General features: G+C 65.3%; 18 protein-coding genes. 8 read left to right on the top strand and 10 right to left on the bottom strand.

Annotated elements, in window-relative coordinates:
* Positions 1-23: 23 nt before the first annotated feature.
* Positions 24-776: a carbonic anhydrase family protein gene (locus CT676_RS19965; protein WP_085398359.1), complete on the bottom strand. Its 753-nt coding sequence runs from the start codon at positions 774-776 to the stop codon at positions 24-26.
* A gap of 125 nt (positions 777-901) precedes the next feature.
* Entirely contained in the window at positions 902-1,555 is a 654-nt protein-coding gene (locus CT676_RS19960) for a helix-turn-helix transcriptional regulator (protein ID WP_085398355.1), read from the bottom strand.
* A 293-nt stretch (positions 1,556-1,848) separates the two neighbouring features.
* On the opposite strand from CT676_RS19960, the gene CT676_RS19950 reads away from it, so the two are divergent.
* On the top strand, positions 1,849-2,193 hold the full coding sequence (locus CT676_RS19950; protein WP_071909157.1) for a DUF952 domain-containing protein: 345 nt from the start codon (positions 1,849-1,851) through the stop codon (positions 2,191-2,193).
* Positions 2,190-3,287 carry a quinone-dependent dihydroorotate dehydrogenase gene (locus CT676_RS19945; RefSeq protein WP_063979852.1) on the top strand — a complete coding sequence of 366 codons (1,098 nt, stop codon included), beginning with the start codon at positions 2,190-2,192 and terminating at the stop codon, positions 3,285-3,287. The genes CT676_RS19950 and CT676_RS19945 overlap by 4 nt, the downstream gene beginning before the upstream one ends.
* Positions 3,288-3,386: 99 nt before the next feature.
* Here CT676_RS19945 and CT676_RS19940 read toward each other — a convergent pair whose 3' ends face one another.
* The 5 genes from CT676_RS19940 to CT676_RS19920 all read right to left on the bottom strand — a co-directional run bounded on the left by CT676_RS19940 (position 3,387) and on the right by CT676_RS19920 (position 8,840).
* Positions 3,387-4,712 carry an MATE family efflux transporter gene (locus CT676_RS19940; protein ID WP_085398356.1) on the bottom strand — a complete coding sequence of 442 codons (1,326 nt, stop codon included), beginning with the start codon at positions 4,710-4,712 and terminating at the stop codon, positions 3,387-3,389.
* A 1-nt stretch (position 4,713) separates the two neighbouring features.
* A complete protein-coding gene (locus CT676_RS19935) occupies positions 4,714-5,448 on the bottom strand; it encodes an MBL fold metallo-hydrolase (RefSeq protein WP_085398357.1) in 735 nt (244 codons plus the stop codon).
* 21 nt (positions 5,449-5,469) lie between these two features.
* Positions 5,470-5,775 (bottom strand): DUF6460 domain-containing protein, encoded by a 306-nt coding sequence (locus CT676_RS19930; protein ID WP_063979849.1) that lies wholly within the window; start codon positions 5,773-5,775, stop codon positions 5,470-5,472.
* Between the two features lie 72 nt (positions 5,776-5,847).
* Positions 5,848-7,806: an ATP-dependent DNA ligase gene (locus CT676_RS19925; RefSeq protein WP_135215208.1), complete on the bottom strand. Its 1,959-nt coding sequence runs from the start codon at positions 7,804-7,806 to the stop codon at positions 5,848-5,850.
* Entirely contained in the window at positions 7,803-8,840 is a 1,038-nt protein-coding gene (locus CT676_RS19920) for a ligase-associated DNA damage response exonuclease (RefSeq protein WP_085398189.1), read from the bottom strand. The genes CT676_RS19925 and CT676_RS19920 overlap by 4 nt, the downstream gene beginning before the upstream one ends.
* Before the next feature lie 199 nt (positions 8,841-9,039).
* Between CT676_RS19920 and CT676_RS19915 the strand changes: the two genes are divergently transcribed.
* The 5 genes from CT676_RS19915 to CT676_RS19895 all read left to right on the top strand — a co-directional run bounded on the left by CT676_RS19915 (position 9,040) and on the right by CT676_RS19895 (position 15,624).
* A complete protein-coding gene (locus tag CT676_RS19915) occupies positions 9,040-9,966 on the top strand; it encodes a methyltransferase domain-containing protein (RefSeq protein ID WP_085398187.1) in 927 nt (308 codons plus the stop codon).
* Positions 9,967-10,081: 115 nt separating this feature from the next.
* The gene (locus CT676_RS19910; RefSeq protein WP_085398188.1) at positions 10,082-11,311 is read left to right on the top strand and encodes an ABC transporter substrate-binding protein; all 1,230 of its coding nucleotides are present in this window, start codon (positions 10,082-10,084) and stop codon (positions 11,309-11,311) included.
* A gap of 169 nt (positions 11,312-11,480) precedes the next feature.
* A complete protein-coding gene (locus tag CT676_RS19905) occupies positions 11,481-14,057 on the top strand; it encodes a ligase-associated DNA damage response DEXH box helicase (RefSeq protein ID WP_135215207.1) in 2,577 nt (858 codons plus the stop codon).
* Positions 14,058-14,173: 116 nt separating this feature from the next.
* Positions 14,174-14,872: a ligase-associated DNA damage response endonuclease PdeM gene (pdeM, locus tag CT676_RS19900; protein WP_085398435.1), complete on the top strand. Its 699-nt coding sequence runs from the start codon at positions 14,174-14,176 to the stop codon at positions 14,870-14,872.
* A gap of 320 nt (positions 14,873-15,192) precedes the next feature.
* Positions 15,193-15,624, top strand: coding sequence for a hypothetical protein (locus tag CT676_RS19895; protein WP_014491352.1), 432 nt, complete (start codon positions 15,193-15,195; stop codon positions 15,622-15,624).
* Positions 15,625-15,735: 111 nt separating this feature from the next.
* Here CT676_RS19895 and CT676_RS19890 read toward each other — a convergent pair whose 3' ends face one another.
* Positions 15,736-16,518, bottom strand: a complete 783-nt coding sequence (locus tag CT676_RS19890; RefSeq protein ID WP_071909165.1) for a DUF2865 domain-containing protein — start codon at positions 16,516-16,518, stop codon at positions 15,736-15,738.
* A 232-nt stretch (positions 16,519-16,750) separates the two neighbouring features.
* Positions 16,751-17,314 carry an orotate phosphoribosyltransferase gene (gene pyrE, locus CT676_RS19885; protein ID WP_014491354.1) on the bottom strand — a complete coding sequence of 188 codons (564 nt, stop codon included), beginning with the start codon at positions 17,312-17,314 and terminating at the stop codon, positions 16,751-16,753.
* 171 nt (positions 17,315-17,485) lie between these two features.
* Here pyrE and CT676_RS19880 point away from each other — a divergent pair, with 171 nt between their 5' ends.
* Complete coding sequence (locus tag CT676_RS19880) at positions 17,486-18,112, top strand: glutathione S-transferase family protein (protein ID WP_038959906.1); 627 nt, start codon at positions 17,486-17,488, stop codon at positions 18,110-18,112.
* 256 nt (positions 18,113-18,368) lie between these two features.
* On the opposite strand, the gene CT676_RS19875 is transcribed toward CT676_RS19880, so the two are convergent.
* The coding region (locus CT676_RS19875) for an IS5 family transposase (RefSeq protein ID WP_135215206.1) at positions 18,369-19,052 on the bottom strand (684 nt) is incomplete at its 5' end.

Here is a 19,052-nt window from a genome sequence, read left to right as displayed (position 1 = left end):
GGGCTACAGATTTGAAGCGCGCCTCAGATCGAGCGCAGCACGAAGCGCCGGTTGTCCTTCTGCACCGGGCGCGCGTTCATCGGATAGAGCTTTGCGAACGCAGCGACGTCGGGGGCTGACACCTGGATCGGGTCGGTCAGCAGCAGCCATTCGACGACCTCCGAACAGGGCGGGGTCGTCAGCGAGCCGGAGTAGCGGAAATAGCTCAGCCTGTGCGGCAGCATGGCGTGGGGATCGATCGCTGCATCGGCCTTCACCGCGGGGCCTTCCGCCGCCGGCATGGTCTTGACGATCTTGCCGAAGGCCGTGTTCGGCTTGCCTTCCGCCATCAGCACGCCGACCACGGCGAGCCCGCCGGCATCGTTGCGATGCACGAAGTGCGCTTCCATCGGAAAGTTCTTGCCGCCGATCATGTGCTCGCTCGGCCGGTGGAAGTGCACCTGGAGCAGCTTGTATTTGATATCGCCGAGCGTGAGCGTGCTGCCTTCGGCGAAGTTGAGCTGGATCGTGTGCCCGTTGTTGACGATGGTGTCGGCGCTCTTGCCCCAGTTCAGCTTCAGAACAGGCAATTGCGACTTGATCGTCCCCTCGATGTCGATCGGCGATTGCTGCAAGCCGACCGCGCAGGCCTTGTTCGCCGCGTCGATATCGCCCCATTTGGCCGGGCCGCCGGCGCCCTCGTAGCTCCAATGCGTGCCTTCGGCGGCAAAGGCCGGCTTGCACAGCGGACAGAGTGCGAGACCCGCCAGGGCCTTCAATGCGTGACGGCGATTCATCATATCCCCCTGCGATGAATTTGATCGGCAAAATCGGCCGCAACCTATGCGAGAGGGATGGTGAGTCGCAAGGTCGCCGGGGCGAGAAGCGGCGCGGCCGGCGTCATGGTGCGGTCACGACGCAATCACTGGCTCGCCCACACGATTCGCGCGATCCAGCCGACGTCGCTCGGCGCCATCGTATGCTCGGCCTGCGATGCATCGAGCGGCTGCAATTCCAGTGCCTTTGCCGTGCGGCGCTTCAGCGTCGCGACCGTCACGTCGCCCGCCTTGGTCTTCACCACCACTCGATCGCCTCTGCGGATCGGCGCGCGGGGCGAGATCAGGATGACGTCGCCGTCGCGATAGGCCGGGGCAAGCGCATCGCCGGAAATCTCCAGCGCAAAGGCGCGACTGTCCTCGGCGGTGGGAAGCGCAAGTTCGGTCCAGCCCTTGCCGGATGGAAAGCCGGACTCGTCGAAAGCTCCGCTCGCGCCGGCTAGCGCGAGGCCGAGCAGCGGCACCGATCGGCCGTCGCTGGCGTCGTCACCGGTCAACCCGGCAAAGGTGTCCATCGAGGAGCCGGCCGCCGCCAGCGCTTTCGCGATCGATTCGGTGGATGGCCAGCGCTCGCGCCCGTCGGGGGTGACACGCTTGGACTTGTTGAAGGTGGTGGGATCGAGCCCGGCCCGCTTGGCGAGGCCGGACGGCGACAGGCCGGCACGCTCCGCCAGCCGATCCAGCGCTCCCCAGATCTGGTCGTGAGTCAGTATCCTCTGCGCTTTGGCCTGTCTGACCATGGAAGGTCCAGCCCGTCGCAACTCAGGAAAACTGTCCTCAAATCAACCGGTTTTCCGTTTTTCGCGCAAGGGGTGGCGGGAGAAGCATTTTCAAGCGAAGCGGATACCGGTTCGCGTCAAGAAAACGCGTCAAAACAAGAATTTAAAGCCCCGTTCCGATTTCATCGGAACGGAAATGGCTCTAAGCCTTGAGTTCGGAGGGGGCGGCCATTACGGTCGCGCCCGGGTTTTGAGGACCCGCACGAGACGAAAAAACCCAAAAGACTCAAAGAGCAAACAGGGCTGCGTGAGCGGTGGTCAAGATCTACAAAATCTGTCCGGCCTCGGCCTGGCGCGAGGCGGAACGGCAGGGCGTCTACCGGGGCAGCGCGGACGATTCGCGCGACGGTTTCATCCATTTTTCGACCGCGCCCCAGGTTCCCGAGACCTTGCGCAAGCACTATTTCGGGCAGCGCGCGCTGTTCCTGGTCGAGGTCGACGGCGACGCGCTCGGCAGCGCATTGCGCTGGGAGCGCTCGCGCAATGAGGAGCTGTTTCCGCACCTCTATGGCGAGCTCGATCTCGGCGCGGTGCTGTCGGTGATGAACCTCAACATGCGCTCCGATGGCGGCCACGACGTTCCGGAGCTTATCCCGTGATCCGCGCTTTCGACGCCTTTTCGCTGCCGGTGCTGCGCTGGCTCGATCCGGAGGATGCGCATCGCCTCGCGATCCAGGGCCTGCGCTTCCTGCCGCCGGTCAAGCCGCGGCCTGACGATCCCAAGCTCGCCGTGCGCGCCTTCGGGCTCAACTTCCCCAATCCGATCGGCATGGCCGCGGGCTTCGACAAGAGCGCCGAGGTGCCGGATGCGCTGCTGCGGCTCGGCTTCGGCTTCGTCGAGATCGGTTCGGTGACGCCGAAGCCGCAAAGCGGCAATCCGCGGCCGCGGCTGTTTCGCCTGGAGCGCGACGAGGCCGTGATCAACCGCATGGGCTTCAACAATGACGGCGCTGAAGTCGCGCTGCGTAGGCTCGCGGCGCGTGCGCAGCACGGCGGCATCGTCGGGGTCAATGTCGGCGCCAACAAGGATTCGCCGGATCGCGTCGGCGATTACGTCAAGCTGATCGAGACTTTTGCGCCGGTCGCGAGCTATTTCACCGTCAACGTCTCCTCGCCGAACACGCCGGGCCTGCGCAATTTGCAGGAAGGCGCGCTGCTGGACGATCTCCTCGCCAGGGTGATCGACGCGCGCGAGCGGGTGCGCCAGAAGGCCGGCGACACGCCGGTGCTGCTCAAGATCGCGCCTGATTTGAGCCTCGCCCAGCTCGACGACGTCGTGCAGGTGGCGCGCTCGCGCCGGGTCGACGGCATGATCGTGGCGAACACGACGATCGCGCGGCCGAGCACGCTGCGCGAGGAAATGCGCGCCAAGGAGCAGGGTGGTCTGTCCGGCCGGCCGCTGTTCCGCCTGTCGACGCGCATGGTCGCGGAGACCTATGTGCGCGTCGAGGGCGCCTTCCCCTTGATCGGCGTCGGCGGCGTGGATTCCGGCGGCGCCGCGCTGACGAAGATCCGCGCCGGCGCGAGCCTGATCCAGCTCTATTCGTCGCTGGTCTACAAGGGCCTCGGCCTCGTCGACGAGATCAAACGCGATCTCACCTCGACGCTGCTGCGGACAGGGCGGGATTCGCTGTCCGAAATCGTCGGCGCCGACGCGGCGACACTCACGGCGGAAGACTGGCCGGGGATGTAGCCACCGTCCAGTAGCCCGGATGGAGCGCAGCGCAATCCGGGATTCTTTCCGCGAGCACGAAGACCCCGGATTTCGCTGCGCTCCATCCGGGCTACGAATCTACGATTTCGGAAACGTCACCCGATACAACGCAGGATACCTTGCGCCCTGCAAGCCGCCGCGCGCGACGTAGAACGCGATCAGCGCGCTCCACAGCCCGGCATTGCCGAACGATTGCAGCGCCCACCAGGCGCCGATAAAGATCGTGAACGATAACAGCATTAGATTGCGCATCTCGCGCGCCCAGGTCGCGCCGACATAGATGCCGTCGAAGCCGAAGGCGAACACGCCGGGGATCGGCGCGAGCACGATGAACGGCAGGAATTCGCGCGCGGCGCGGCGGACGTCCTCGCTCGCTGTCATGACATTGATCAGGTTCGGCCCGAACAGCGCGAACAGCACCGCGACGACCAGCGCGAAGCCGAGGCCCCACAGCAGCACCAGCCGGGTCGAGTCCGCAAAGCCCCTGGAATCACGCGCGCCAAACGTGCGCCCGCAGAGCTGCTGGGCTGCGTTCGCAAGACCGTCGAGGAAGAAGGCGCTGACCAGCAGGAAATTGTTCAGCACGGAATTCGCCGCCAGCGTGACGTCGCCGGCGCGTGCGCCCTTGGCGGTGAAGAACAGGAACACGGCGATCAGCGCCGCGGTACGGATCATGATGTCGGAGTTCACCGCCAGCAGCCGCATCAGTTTTGCCCGGTCGAGCAGCGTGGCAAGGGGCACCGCAAAGCCGCCATCCGCATAGCGCCGGCAGACGATCACGCCGAGCACGAAGCCAATCGTCTCCGAGAGCAGTGCGGCGATCGCCGCGCCCGCGATGCCGGTGTCGTAGACCAGCACCAGCAAGATCGTCGCCGCCATGTTGATGAGGTTGATGACGACCTGCAGCAGCAGCGCCGGATTGGCGCGCGCCTGCCCCACCAGCCAGCCGAGAACGACGTAGTTGGCGAAGGCGAACGGCGACGACCAGATCCGGATCATGAAATAGGTCTTTGCCGCGCGCGTGACGCCTTCGCTGCCGCCCATCAGGTCGAACAGCCCGGCGGCCAGCGGCAGTTGCAGCACGATCAGCGCGGCGCCGATCAGGCCCGCGACAATGAAGCCGCGCACCAGGATCACGGTCTGCTCGCGTGTCTCGCCCGCGCCGAGCGCCTGCGCCGTGAAGGCGAGCGTGCTCATGCGCAGGAAGCCGAACAGCCAGAACAGGCAGTCGAAGATGACGGAGGCCATCGCGACGCCGCCAAGCAGCGCGGCATCGTCGAGCCGCCCGATCGCGGTGGTCGAGACTACGCCGATCAGCGGCGTGGTGAGGTTCGCGACCATCGCGGGACCGGCGATGGTGAAGACCTGGCGGGAACCGATCCTGGGATGAACGGGCGCGTGCATGTCAGAACACGACCACCATGCCGTCTTCGGCGGCGAGATGCGGTACGTCGTCCAGGCGCGACAGCACGTCGTCGCTCATATGGGTGAGGACAAGCCGCTTGGCGCCGATGGCGGGGAGGTGCTGTTCCAAGGTCTTCAGGCTGAGATGGTTCTTGACCACCTTCTCGTACATATAGGCTTCCGCAATGAAAAGGTCCGCGCCATGCGCCAGCGGAATGAGCGCCTCCGTCCATTCGGTATCGGCGCTGTAGGCGAGCGTGCGATCTTCAACCTCGACGCGGTAGGCCAAGAACGGCCCGCCGGATTCGCCGTGCACGACCGGGTAGGGCGTCACATTCACCCCGCCAAAGGTTTGGCTTCGCCCGGGCGCGAGTTCGATGAGGTTCAGCTCGAAGCGCTGCTTGGTCTTCGAGGAGTGCTCGAACAGCGCCTCCATCACTTGGCCGAGCCGCGTCTCGAGGCCTTGCGGGCCCGCGATCGTCAGCGGCCGGGTCCGCCGCGAGAATTGCGCATCGAGCAGGACAAACGGCAGCCCGGCAAAATGGTCGCCGTGGAAATGCGTGATGAGAATGAGGTCGATCTCGTTGCGGTCGATCTCGAGTCGCTTCAACGACGGCAGAGCCGACGCGCCGCAATCGATCAGGAAGTTGGCCGCGCGCCCTGAGATGTGGAAGCAGGTGTTGAGCCTGCCGCCCGAGCCGAAGGCGTCGCCGCAGCCGACAAAGCGCAATTGCATCGGCTGCGGGCTCCCAAATCCTTACCTGTTGCGCGGCGCGCCGAAGACGCGCGAGAGCAGCCAGATCGGAACCACGATGACGGCGCCGAGCAGGAAGTAGCGCCACAGCCAGTTCACCGCGTCGAAGCCGAGATCCCACAGACGCTGGAACAGCAAGCGGATGCTGTAGATGATATTCCAGGGATCGAAGCCGATCGCGGCGAGCACGACGCCGACCAGGATCGAGAGCAGGACCAGGCGAAACGCGACCGCCAGCGGCGAGCCGCCGAGAAAGCGGTTCAGCCCATCGCTGCGGCCGGCCGGCAAATCTCTGACGTCTTGGACCATCTCAAACTCCTCGCGGGGATTCGACCCCATTATAGGTCACGGCGGGGCACATGGGGAACCCGCATTCCCTCGTCAATGGCTGTCGGCGGAAGCCGCAACCTTAATTGTTGGTAGGGATTCGTCAGCCTTCAGCATCTTTTCCAGCGTTTCCAGCCGGTCAGCCTCGCGCGGCGGCTTGTCCCAGCGCAGCCGGCTGATTCGGGGAAAGCGCATGGCGACGCCGGATTTGTGCCGCGGGGAACGCTGCAGCCCCTCGAACGCCACCTCCAGCACCAGCCCCTTGTCGCGCTCGTGCACGACGTGGCGCACGGGGCCGAATTTCTCGGTGGTGTTGCGGCGGACGAAACGGTCGATCTGCAAGAGCTCCTCGTCGGTGAAGCCGAAATAGGCTTTTCCGACCGGCACCAGCTCGTCGCCGGCTTCGCCCTCGGTCCAGACGCCGAAGGTGTAATCGGAGTAATAGGACGAGCGCTTGCCGTGGCCGCGCTGCGCATACATCAGCACGGCGTCGATGATGTGCGGATCGCGCTTCCACTTCCACCACTGGCCTTTTGGCCGCCCCGGCAGGTAAGGCGCATCGCGCCGCTTCAGCATGACGCCTTCGACGGCATCGGCATCTTCGCCCGCGCCGGCACTCGCGGGATCGGCGCGCGCCGCGGTCAGCGCCTGCCAGCTTGCGAACGGCACGGTGGGCGACAGGTCGATGCGGGGATCGTCGAGCTTGCCGATGAACGTCTCCAGCCGTTCGCGCCGCTCCGCGAAGGGCAGCTCGCGCAGATCGTTCTCGTCGTCGCCGAGCAGATCATAGGCGCGCAAATGGATCGGAAACTCCTTGATCAGCTTCGGCGAAACGACCTTGCGGTTGAGGCGCTGTTGCAGAACATTGAAACTCTGCACGCGGCCTTCGCGCAGAATCAGAAGCTCGCCGTCGATTGCGCCTGCGAGCCGCAGCGACGGCACGAGGTCCGGAAAGCTCCCCGTGATGTCCTCGCCGGTGCGCGAATAGAGCCGCGCCGTGATCTGCCCGTGCTCATCGCGGCCCGCCACCGCCTGCACGCGGATGCCGTCCCATTTCCATTCGGCGATGTAGTCGGCGGGATCGAGCGCGGCGAAATCCGTGTCCTCGATCGCGTGCGCGAGCATCACCGGGCGGAACGGCGCGGGATCGCGATTGACCGGCTTTTCGCCGCGGCCTTCCAGCCAGGCGAACAGGTCGAGATAGGGAGGGCTGAGCCCCGGCCAGATCAGCTCGACCTCATGCGGGTCCTTGTCGCCGAGCGCCGCGGCCGCGGTCTTCGCCAGCCGCGCGGAGATGCCGATGCGCAGCGCGCCGGTGACGAGCTTCAGCAGCGCCCAACGGCCGGTCTCGTCAAGCTCGTCGAGCCAGCGTTCGAGCTGCTTTGGCAGCTCGGTCTTGCCGAGCGTGCGCAGCGTGGTGACGACTTCGGTGAGGGTGGGGGGCGGTGGGTTGTTGTGGTTGCTTGGATGTGTGGACTCATGAGCATCCCGCCCGCGGTACCCCTCTCCCTGCCCCTCCCCCGCATCCGCCTTCGCTCTTCGAGCTACGGCGGACAAGAGGGGGGAGGAAGTATGTTCCTGATGCGAAATTGACTCGCCCGCGTTTATCGGCGTCTTGCTTGTCGATTGCTCCGCGCTCTGTCCCTCCCCCCTCTTGTCCGCCGAAGCTTTAGCGAAGGCGGATGCGGGGGAGGGCGGGGGAGAGGGGTGGCCCGGAAAAGACTTTCCGTTGCCGGGCACCCGCCGCGGCCACATCAGCGCCACGGTCTCCGAGAGATCGCCGACGTAGTCGTAGGACAACCCGAACAGCACCTCATCCGTGCGCGCCGCGATCAAATCGCGGATCAGCGCGGGCTTGGCATGCTTGAAGCTCAGCGCGCCGGTCAGCGCGGCCAGGGCGTAGCCGCGGTCGGGATCACCGACCTCGCGGAAATAGCCGGTGATCAGCCGCAGCTTGTTGTTGCGGCCGGGCTCGTAGGCGAGGCGATCCAGCAGTTCGGCGAAGCGGTTCATGCTTCGGCCTCATCTTGAAGCGGCGTCTCGCTCTCCTCCTCCTCGCCATAGCCGACGAGATCGAGCGGCTGCGCGCGAAGACCTTGCGACTTGCACCAATGCACCAGCGCATCTTCCTGGCCGTGCGTCACCCAGATCTCGCCGGCGCCGGTCGCGGCGATGGTCGCGGTGAGGCCGTCCCAATCGGCGTGGTCGGAGATCACCAGCGGCAGCTCGATGCCGCGCTGCCGTGCGCGGGCACGCACCCGCATCCACCCCGAGGCAAAGGCGGTGACGGGGTCGGGAAAGCGCCGCGTCCAGAGGTCCGAGGTGGCCGACGGCGGCGCCAGCGTGATGGTGCCGGCGAGCGCCGCCTTCTTGACGCCCATCACCGGCTTGAGCTCGCCGAGATTGACCCCTCGGCTCTGATAGTACTCGGTGATCTTCTCCATCGCGCCATGCAGGTAGATCGGTGCGTCATAGCCGGCCTGTCGCAACAGCGCGATCACGCGCTGCGCCTTGCCGAGCGAATAGGCTCCGACCAGATGCGCGCGCTCGGGAAACAATGCAACGGAGGCCAGCAGCTTCCTCACCTCGTCGGCGGCGTCGCCATGGCGAAACACCGGCAGGCCGAAGGTGGCTTCAGTGATGAAGACGTCGCAGGGCACGAGTTCGAACGGCGTGCAGGTCGGGTCGGGCGCATCCTTGTAGTCGCCGGAGGCGACGATGCAGGTGTCCTTGCAGGTCACAGCGATCTGCGCCGAGCCCAGCACATGACCGGCCGGGTGAAACGTCACACGGACGTCGCCGAGCCCGATCTCCTCGCCATAGCGGATCGCTTGCGTCGAGCCGGCAAAGTTCTCGCCATAGCGCAGCCGCATCATGTCCAGCGTTTCCTGCGTTGCCAGCACCGCGCCATGGCCGGCGCGGGCGTGGTCGGAATGGCCGTGGGTGATCACGGCCCGCTCGACCGGGCGGACAGGGTCGATGTGGAAGGTGCCGGGCTTGCAGCACAGGCCGTCAGCAGTTGGCAGCAGGATGTCTTGCGGACGCATGTGCGTCATATAGGGAGCGGCCACCCCAAATGAACCCGTCTTCGCGGGCTTGCCGTCTCCGCTAGGCTTCGCCGGCCCGGCGGTGTAAAAGCCCGCCGAAGCCAATTGGCGGAGGCGGGACCCGCGCCTCCATCCTTTTAAACAGTTCGCTTTTTGATGGATTGCCGGCTCGAGCCCGGCAATGACGAGCCGAGTTCCTATGCCCCTGCGCCTGTTCCACTCCTCCGGCGATCTCATGGCCGACCGCCGTTTCGAGTTCGCGCGCGACCTCCAGCTCAAGGGCGATCTGCCCGCCGCCGCCGACCTCATCGAGCAGGCGCTCGAACTCGCGCCCGACTTCACTTCGGCCTGGTTCACGCTCGGCGAGATCCGTCAGCAGCTCGGCGAGGGCGACAAGGCGATCGCGGCGTTCCGGAAAGCATGCGACTGCGACCCCGAGGACCAGCACGGCGCCGGCCTGCATCTGATGCGGCTCGGCGACGCGCAGATGGCGGAGATGCCCAAGGCCTACGTGCAGGCGCTGTTCGACCAGTACGCGCCGCGCTTCGAGCACACACTGATCAACGATCTCGACTATCGCGCACCGTCGCTGATCTTCAAGGCGGTGGTGGCCGCGCGCGTCGCCGCGAAGAAGCCGGCCTTGTTCAAGCGCACCATCGATCTCGGCTGCGGCACCGGGCTTGCGGCGGCTGCCTTTGCAAAGCAGGTCGATCATTTCATCGGCATCGATCTGTCGCCCGGCATGATCAAGGAGGCGCGCGCCACCGAGCTCTATGCCGAGCTCGAGGTCGCCGACATGATCGAAGGCCTGCGCACCAAGGGCGATACGAGCGCGAACCTCGTCGTCGCCGCAGATGCGTTCGTCTATCTCTCCGATCTCGCGCCGGTGCTCACGGAAGCGCAGCGCGTGCTCGTATCCGGCGGCGTACTCGCTTTCACGCTGGAGACGCATGACGGCAGCGGCATCGTGCTCGGCGAAGGCCTGCGCTATGCCCATTCGGCGGAATATGTGCGTGACGCGATGGCGAAGGCCGGGCTCAAGCTGCTGACATTGGAGCCGGCATCGCCACGCATCGAGAACAACGAGCCGGTGCGCGGCCTCGTCGTCGTCGCCGAGAAAACTTGAGTTTAGGCGCTAAAAACCCCGCGATTTAAGCGTCATTGCGTCGCAAAGCGGCGTCTTCCTACTTGCGAGCCGTGCTGCGTTGCCAGCACAATGCGCGCACTAGGGAGAAACAAAAATGACCAAGAATCCATCGCGGCGCGATTTCAGCGCCGGTGCGCTCGCCACCATCGCTGCATCCACCTTGCCTGCGCCGTATGTCTGGGCCGCGGAGAAGAAATACGATGCGGGCGCCAGCGACACCGAGATCAAGATCGGCCAGACCGTGCCGCATTCCGGGCCCGGCTCGCTGTACGGCGTGCTCGGCCGCATCGGCGAAGCCTATTTCCAGATGCTGAACGAGAAGGGCGGCATCAACGGCCGCAAGGTCAAGTTCCTCACCATGGACGACGCCTACAGCGCGCCGAAATGTGTCGAGGCGACGCGGCGTCTGGTCGAGCAGGAGGAAGTGCTCGCGCTCTACGGCTCGCTCGGCACCGCGCCGCAGACCTCCGTGCACAAATATCTCAATTCCAAGGGCGTGCCGCAACTGCTGCTCAACACCGGCGCGTCCAAGTGGAACAATCCGAAAGAGTTCAAATGGACGATGGCGGGCCTGCCGCTCTATCCGACCGAGGCGCGCATCCTGGCGCGGCACGTCCTCAGCGTGAAGCCGAATGCCAAGGTCGGCATTCTCTACCAGAACGACGATTTCGGCCGTGACTTCCTCGGTCCGTTCAAGAAGGTGCTGGCGGATGCCGGGGGCACCGCGCAGGTGATCATGGAGCAGACCTACGATCTGACCGATCCGACCGTCGATTCCCAGCTCATCAATCTCTCGAAATCGGGCGCCGACGTCTTCTACAACATTTCCACCGGCAAGGCGTCGTCGCAGTCGATCCGCAAAGTGGCCGAGCTCGGCTGGAAGCCGCTGCAATTGTTGTCAGCCGGTTCGACCGGTCGTTCGATCCTCAACGCAGCAGGCCTCGAGAACGCCACCGGCATCGTCGCCATCCGCTACAACAAGGAAGTCGGCCTGCCCAAATGGGAGAAGGACCCGGACGTGATGGCGTTCGAGGAGCTGCGCAAGAAGTACACGCCGGCGATCGATCAAGACAACACCATCGCCTTTGCCGGCTACGGCCAGGCCGTCACCATGGGCGAGATCCTGCGCCGCTGCGGCGACGATCTCACCCGCGCCAACGTGCTGAAGCAGGCGTCCACGCTCGCAGGCTTCCACTCGCCCTATTTCCTCGACGGTGTCGCCTACAGCTACACGCCCGAGGACTACACGCCGATGAAGACGCTCTTCATCTCGACCTTCAGCGGCAAGGACTGGGACATCTCCGACAAGCCGATGTCGGAGTAGGTGCGGGCAGGGTGCCGTAGGGTGGGCAAAGGCGCACTCGCGCCGTGCCCATCATCTCTCCGAACACCTCGGTGCGAATGGTGGGCACGCTTCGCTTTGCCCACCCTACGAGACCTATTCACATCCCCACCCCTCGACGAACCCACCCCCACGGCTTACCTGTGATGCCGTGCCGCCCCGCATCCTCAAAATCCCGGCCGAGCCGGCCACGCTGCTGCCCGACCGCTTCCAGGCGTGGTTCGCGGCCCGCGGCTGGTCGCCGCGTGAGCATCAGCTCGCGCTGCTGGACGAGGCGCGCGAGGATCGTTCCGCACTGCTGATCGCACCCACCGGCGCGGGCAAGACGCTGGCGGGATTTCTGCCGACGCTGGTGGAGCTCTCGACGCAGCCGGTCGAACGGGACGGAAGGGCGAAGCAAAGCCTCATCTCCACCGGTCGCGATGTTCACCGCAGCGATGGCCTGCACACGCTCTACATTTCGCCGCTGAAAGCGCTCGCCGTCGACATCGCCCGCAATCTCGAGCGGCCGATTGCGGAGATGGGGCTGCCGATCAAGGTCGAGACCCGCACCGGCGACACGCCGGTGTCGCGGCGGCAGCGCCAGCGGCGCTATCCGCCCGATATCCTGCTGACGACGCCCGAGCAGGTCGCGCTGCTGCTCTCCTCCGACGACGCGCCGTTCCTGTTCTCCTCCTTGAAGCGCATCGTGCTCGACGAGCTCCACGCGCTGGTGACGTCCAAGCGCGGCGATCTGCTTTCGCTGGGTCTGGCGCGGCTCTGGCGGCTGGCGCCGGAGCTGCGCGCGATCGGCCTGTCGGCGACCGTGGCCGAGCCGGACCAGCTTGCGCGCTTCCTGGCGCCGCAGCCCGGCGGGAAGGAGGCGGCCGCCGACATTGTCGTCGCCGGCGGTGCCGCGCCGCCGCTGGTCGAGATGCTGGATACCCGCGAGCGCCTGCCCTGGGCCGGCCACAGCGCGCGCCACGCGCTTCCCGAAATCTACGAGCTGATCAAGGCCAACAGGACCACGCTCGTCTTCGTCAACACCCGCAGCCAGGCCGAGATGCTGTTCCAGAATCTCTGGAGCATGAACGACGACAACCTCGCGATCGCGCTGCATCACGGCTCGCTCGACGTCGCCCAGCGCCGCAAGGTCGAGGACGCGATGTCGGCGGGCAGATTGCGCGGCGTGGTCTGCACCTCCTCGCTCGACCTCGGCGTCGACTGGGGCGATGTCGATCTCGTCGTCAATATCGGCGCGCCCAAGGGCGCCTCGCGCCTGATGCAGCGGATCGGCCGCGCCAATCACCGTCTCGACGAAGCCTCGCGCGCCGTGCTGGTGCCGGCCAACCGTTTCGAGGTGCTGGAGTGCCGCGCCGCGATCGATGCGATCGCCGAGAATGCGCAGGATACGCCACCCTTGCGCACCGGCGCACTCGACGTGCTGGCCCAGCACGTGCTCGGCCGCGCCTGCGGCGAGCCGTTTCTGAGCGATGATCTCTACGGCGAGGTGCTCACGGCCGCGCCTTACTCAGATCTCGCCCGGCAGGATTTCGACGACGTCGTCGATTTCGTCGCCTCCGGCGGCTACGCGCTGAAGACCTATGAGCGCTTCGCCCGCATCAAGCAGGACAAGCAGGGGCGCTGGCGTGTCGCCAATCCAAAGGTGCGGCAGAGCTATCGTCTCAATGTCGGCACCATCGTCGAGGAGCCGATGCTGAAGGTGCGGCTCGTTCGTGGGCGCTCCACCGGCAGCGGCTCGACCGGCGTCATCGCGCGCGGCGGCCGCGTGCTCGGCGAAATCGAGGAATATTTTATCGAGGGCTTGATCGCCGGCGACACCTTTGTGTTCGGCGGCGAAGTTGTGCGCTATGAGGCGTTGGCCGAGGATCAGGTCTATGTCTCCCGCGCCAACGACAAGGACCCGAAAGTGCCGTCCTATATGGGCGGCAAATTTCCGCTCTCGACCTATCTTGCCGAGCGCGTGCGGCGCCTGCTCGACGACCGCCGTGCATGGAATGGTTTGCCCGAGCAGGTGCGCGACTGGCTGTCGTTGCAGAAAGACGTCTCACGTGTGCCCGGCGTGCGCGAGCTGCTGGTCGAGACCTTTCCACGCGGCAACAAGCATTATCTCATTTGCTATCCCTTCGAGGGCAGGCTCGCGCACCAGACGCTGGGCATGCTGCTGACGCGGCGGCTGGAGCGGATGCGCGCCCGGCCGCTCGGCTTCGTCGCCAATGAATATGCGGTGGCGATCTGGGGGCTTGGCGATGCCTCCTTCATGATCCGCAACGGCGAGCTTAATCTCGACGCGCTGTTCAACCCGGACATGCTCGGGGACGATCTCGAAGCCTGGCTCGCGGAATCCGCGCTGATGAAGCGCACCTTCCGCAATTGCGCGCTGATCTCCGGCCTGATCGAGCGGCGCTTCACCAGCGAGGACAAGAGCCGCCGCCAAGTGCTGTTCTCGACCGATCTCGTCTACGACGTCCTGCGCAAGCACCAGGCAGATCACGTGTTGCTGCGCGCCGCCCGTGCCGATGCCGCCACCGGGCTGCTCGACCTGCGCCGTCTCGGCGCCATGCTTGCCCGCATCCAGGGTCGTATCACGCATCGGGAACTCGATCACGTCTCGCCGCTCGCCGTCCCCGTGATGCTGGAAATCGGCCGCGAGTCAGTCTATGGCGAAGCTGGTGACGAGCTCCTGGCGGAAGCCGCCGACGAGCTGGTCAAAGAGGCGATGTCGTAGAGAATTTTACCAGTGGTGCGCGCAACTCCATCCACATCGTCATGCCCGGGCTTGACCCGGGCATCCACGTCTTTGCTTCCGCGGCAAGAACGTGGATGGCCGGGACGAGCCCGGCCATGACGGAGCAAGTGGCACTATCAATCACTTCAACGCTTGCACTGGATATCGCCGGTGTGACCTTCGCAACCGATCTCTCCGGTGCGCTGTTCTGGGAAGAGCAACGCCTGCTCGTCGTCTCCGATCTGCATCTGGAAAAAGGGTCCAGCTTCGCCACGCGCGGTGTGCTGCTGCCGCCTTACGATACGTTGGCAACGCTGAGCCGTCTCGCTGCTGTCATCTCCCGCCATAATCCCCGAACGGTTGTCGCGCTCGGCGACAGTTTTCACGACCGAACCGCGCATGAGCGGTTGTCGTCCGACGATCGCGATGCTGTTGCCGCACTCCAGACCGGCCGCGATTGGATCTGGATCTCGGGCAATCACGATCCGATGCTGCCGCGCGATCTGGGCGGGACCGTCGCCGACGAAGTCGCGATCGGCCCAATCACCTTCCGTCATGAGCCGACAGGTGCGCGCGGCGAGATCGCCGGCCATCTGCATCCGAAGGCGCGCGTCTCCGCACGCGGCCGCTCGATGGAACGCCGCTGTTTCGCCAGTGACGGGATGCGCGCGGTGATGCCCGCCTTCGGCGCCTATGCCGGCGGTCTCAGCATCCGCGATGCCGCGTTCGCAAAGATCTTTCCCAGTAATGGCTTTGTCGCCCATCTGCTCGGTGACCGCCGCGTCCACGCTATTGCGGCCTCGCGCTGTTATTGAGATCCCGGCCTCGCGCGAACCCGGATCCATCGGGCTCGTCAACGGAAAATAGGACAGGACTACGTCCAGTACTTATCCGGAATCGCCTAAGTCCATAGGTACCTCTAACTTGCCAATTGCCGGGGCTGGATTTCATCCCGAACACGATTGCAACCGGCAAAGGGGTCGCTGCGAGGCGGCCCCTTTCGATTCCGCCAGTCGGACTTTGTCCCCAGATCCGGAACAAATTAAGAACACTTTAGCAAGTCTTTGATATATCATTGTGATTCGGCGCGTTGCCGACACAATATCTAGCGTCCGTCAGACTTTGCGAGGACTACATGTCCACCATCGCCTTCGATCAATTTGCCCTCACCCGGATCGCCGATTTCGCGCGCTCGCTGTCGCGGCTGCATCAGGCCGCGCGGCGCTACGCGGTCGATGACGACCAGTTCGACCGCGAGTTCAACGCGGTGTGCCAGTCGATCTGGGGCTACACCATCGACGACGTCAGCGACGATCTGTTCTCGACCGAGGATCATCTGTTCCTCGACACGCTGGACGAAGCGCATGCGCGCATCTTCGCAGCCGAGCAGGGTTACGATCTCATCGGCGAGGCGGGCATGCTCACCGACTGGTGGGGCTTCTGCTGGATGATCCTGGCCGAGAAGCGCGGCCTGCTGACTCAGGAAAACCGCGCCGCCGCGCGCGCGGCGATCGAGGAGAAATATCTGGCGGCCCCGAACGTGATCGGGGTGATCATCGGGAGATGACGCAGCACTCTCCGTCACTGCGAGCGTAGCGAAGCAATCCATAATCTGTTCGCGGTGACAGACTGGATTGCTTCGCTGCGCTCGCAATGACGACTTTGATTCAGTTGGGGCTTAGTCCAGCCCCGCCCGCTTCGCCGGCTTCTGTGCTGGGGTCTTCGGCACCGTCACGTCAGGCAGCGCCTCGCGCACGATCTCGACTGAGGCCGGCGCATCCGCCGCGACCGTCTCCGCGCGCACCGGTGCCACCTTCATCTCGCCGAGCCGCGCGCGGACCTGCGCGGTGAGGCCCGGGTAGGAGGCAACCGGCGTGAAGTCCGCAGCCTGGTCATTGCCGACGCGGATGCCGGTATAGGCGACGAGGCCGTCGCTGGTCGCGATCACGTCGCCGGCTTTCAGCGAGGAATCCAGCGCGAGATCGACCGGGGCGAGGCCGACCGGCTCGCGGCCGTTGCAGGTGCAGTCGGCACGCAGCGCCTTGCGATAGGCGAACGCGTTTTCGCTGTCGGCGTAGCGCTCGCCGGTCTGCGAAGCGGCGCCGTCGATCGAAGAGCCGAAATAGACCTTTGTCGTGGTGGCAGGACAGAACGCCTGACACATCTGGGCGGGCGAGGCGAGGCCGCGCATCAGCGGGAAATATTTGCCGTCGCAGGTGCGCACGCAGAAGGCCGGGCCCGAGCCGCCGGCCGCCGCCGCGCGTGTCGGTGGCACATATTGCGGGTTTGCGGGATTCTGCTGGCTGGCGAAGGGATCGGCAAAGGAGTTCGACTGCTGCGGAACCTCACGCTGCGGCCGGGGCCGCTGCATTCCGCCGAAGAAGAAGTCGAACAGGCCTTCGGCCGAAGCCGGGGCTGGAGCCGCAAGCAGCGGGGCCGCCAGGCTGGCGGCCACAAGCATCGCGCGACGCGCATGGGACAAGGCTGTACGCAATGCTCACTCCGACGCTACTGAACCGGCCGGAACCTTCCGAGGTCTCGGCACATGATTCACCATAGTGCTGGATGGTAAATGAGCAGTTGAGCGGAGGCGATTTCAAGTCGAGGCCGTGACCTCTTCAAGGCCGGGCACAGCTTCCGGCGGATGGTTGCTTCCGGGCAACGCCCGGGCATGGACGGACTGTCTCGCGGCCTTAAGCCTTCAGGAACTCCGACGCCTTGTACAGCGAGCGGAACGGCAGGCCGGCCGCGCCAAACGTATCGGTGGCCCCTTCCTCGCGGTCGACCATGGTCAGCACCAGCACCACCTCGGCGCCGGTCTCGCGCACCGATTCCACCGCCTTCATCGCCGAGCCGCCGGTGGTGGTGACGTCCTCGACGATCACGACGCGCTTGCCTTCGAGCGTCTCGCCCTTGGGCAGACCTTCGATCGCGAGCTTCGCGCCGTGCTCCTTCGGTTTCTTGCGCACGAAGAACGCTGCGATCGGATGGCCCTTGATCCAGGAGATCTGCGCCAGCGCGCCGGCCAGCGGCACCGCGCCCATCTCGAGCCCGCCGATGAAGTCGAGCTGGTCGTCCTTCAGCGCCTCATAGGTCAGCTCGGCGAGCAGCGTCGCGCCCTCGGGGTCGAGCATGGTCGGCTTGAGGTTGAAGTAGAAATCGCTCTTGCGGCCCGACGCGAGCGTGACGTCACCGCGGCCGAAGGAGCGCCGGCGGATGATTTCGAACAGGCGGGCGCGGGAGGCAGATTTCGACACGGCGGTCCCTCGGGGCTTTTTGGAGGTGGCGGAATTTATCCGCGACGGCCGCGACATTCCAGAGGGGACCGGTCGAGTCAACAGGGATCGGCCATCCCGGTCCGCCAGTTGTGGGGGTGCAACCTTCTGGAGTAGTTGCATGCCAGATATCTCGGGGAAGGAAATGCCTGAATGACCATCGAGCTGCACACCTGGAACACGCCGAACGGCCGCAAGATCTCGGTCGCATTGGAGGAAATGGGGCTGCCTTACAAGGTGGTGCCGGTGAACATCACCAAGGGCGAGCAGATGGCGCCGGGCTTCCTGAAGCTCAGCCCCAACAACAAGATCCCCGCGATCGTCGACCCCGAGGGGCCGGACGGCAAGCCCGTCAGCATCTTCGAGTCCGGTGCGATCCTGCTCTATCTCGGCGAAAAGACCGGCAAATTCCTGCCGAAATCGCTCGCCGGGCGCATCCCCGTCTATGAATGGCTGATGTGGCAGATGGGCGGCTTCGGCCCGATGCCCGGCCAGGTGCACCATTTCATCGCGCTCGAGAACGAGCAGGATCGCGCCTATGGCCTGAAGCGCTACATGGCGGAGACGCGCCGGCTCTACGGCGTGCTGGACCGCCGGTTGGAGGCCCACGACTTCGTCGCTGGCGACCTCTCGGTTGCCGATTTTGCCATCCTGGGCTGGGCCTGGCGCCACCCTCGCCACAAGGTTGAGCTGGCCGATTTTCCCAACGTCAAGCGCTGGTATGAGGCGCTGATGGCCCGTCCCGCGGTGAAGCGGGGCATGGACGCGAAGCTGGATTGAGGGGCCTTTTTCCCTCCCCCCTTGTGGGGGAGGGTGGCTCGCCGCGCAGCGGCGAGACGGGTGAGGGGTCTGTCTCCGCGAGTCCAGCTGTCTTCGAATGCGCGGAGAAAGACCCCTCATCCGGCGCTTCGCGCCACCTTCTCCCACAAGGGGCCTGTTGCGTTATCGGCTCTTGAGGCTGAAGACGTCAGGAGCGAGTGCCCTGGTCCCGGCAATTGCCTGGCAAGATCTGTAGTTGTCGCCCTGAGCGGGCAGCTCACGCGGCGATCGTGGCCCACCGCCTCATGTTGAAGGCGATCGAGGCGAGCAGGACTTGCCCGGTCGCCTTGATCAGACCGACGTAGCGGATGCAGGTCAGCCGCATGCGGCGTTTGAGAGTAGCGAAGGTGGTCTCGACCTGGGCTCGTCGACGCGCGATGAGGAGGTTGTAGCGTTTGAGCCTGGGCGGCAGTTCCGGGTGATGTCTGTTGGGCCGACGAGCGATGCGGGGCTTCTTGCCTTCCGCCTTCAGCCGGGCCCGTCGGGCATGGGTGTCGTAAGCCGCATCGGCCCAGACCACGGCTTCATCGCCGCGGATCAAAGCGTCCGCCGGTGTCGTATCGTTGACGTTAGCGGGTGTGGTCAACACCGCGCGGATCAAGCCGGATCCTTCGTCGACACCGACATGGGCCTTGTAGCCGAAGGTCGAGCCGCTTTTGCCCTGCCGTTTGGCAAACCGGGCATCAGGATCGTTTGAGGGGCGATCCTCCTTGGGCGGAGCCGAGACTGCCTGGATCAAGGTCGCATCCAGCATCGTGCCGCGCTTGAGGATCACGCCGGCATTCTCAAGCTGACGATCCAGTTCGCCAAACAGCTTCTCCAGCAGGCCTTGTTCAACGAGCTGGTTCCGGAAGCGGTTCAGGACCGTGTGGTCGGGCGTCGCATCCTCAAGGCTCAAACC

The organism is Bradyrhizobium sp. MOS001, assembly GCF_004634465.1.
GTDB lineage: Bacteria > Pseudomonadota > Alphaproteobacteria > Rhizobiales > Xanthobacteraceae > Bradyrhizobium > Bradyrhizobium barranii.
This window is presented reverse-complemented; position numbering and strand designations above follow the sequence as displayed.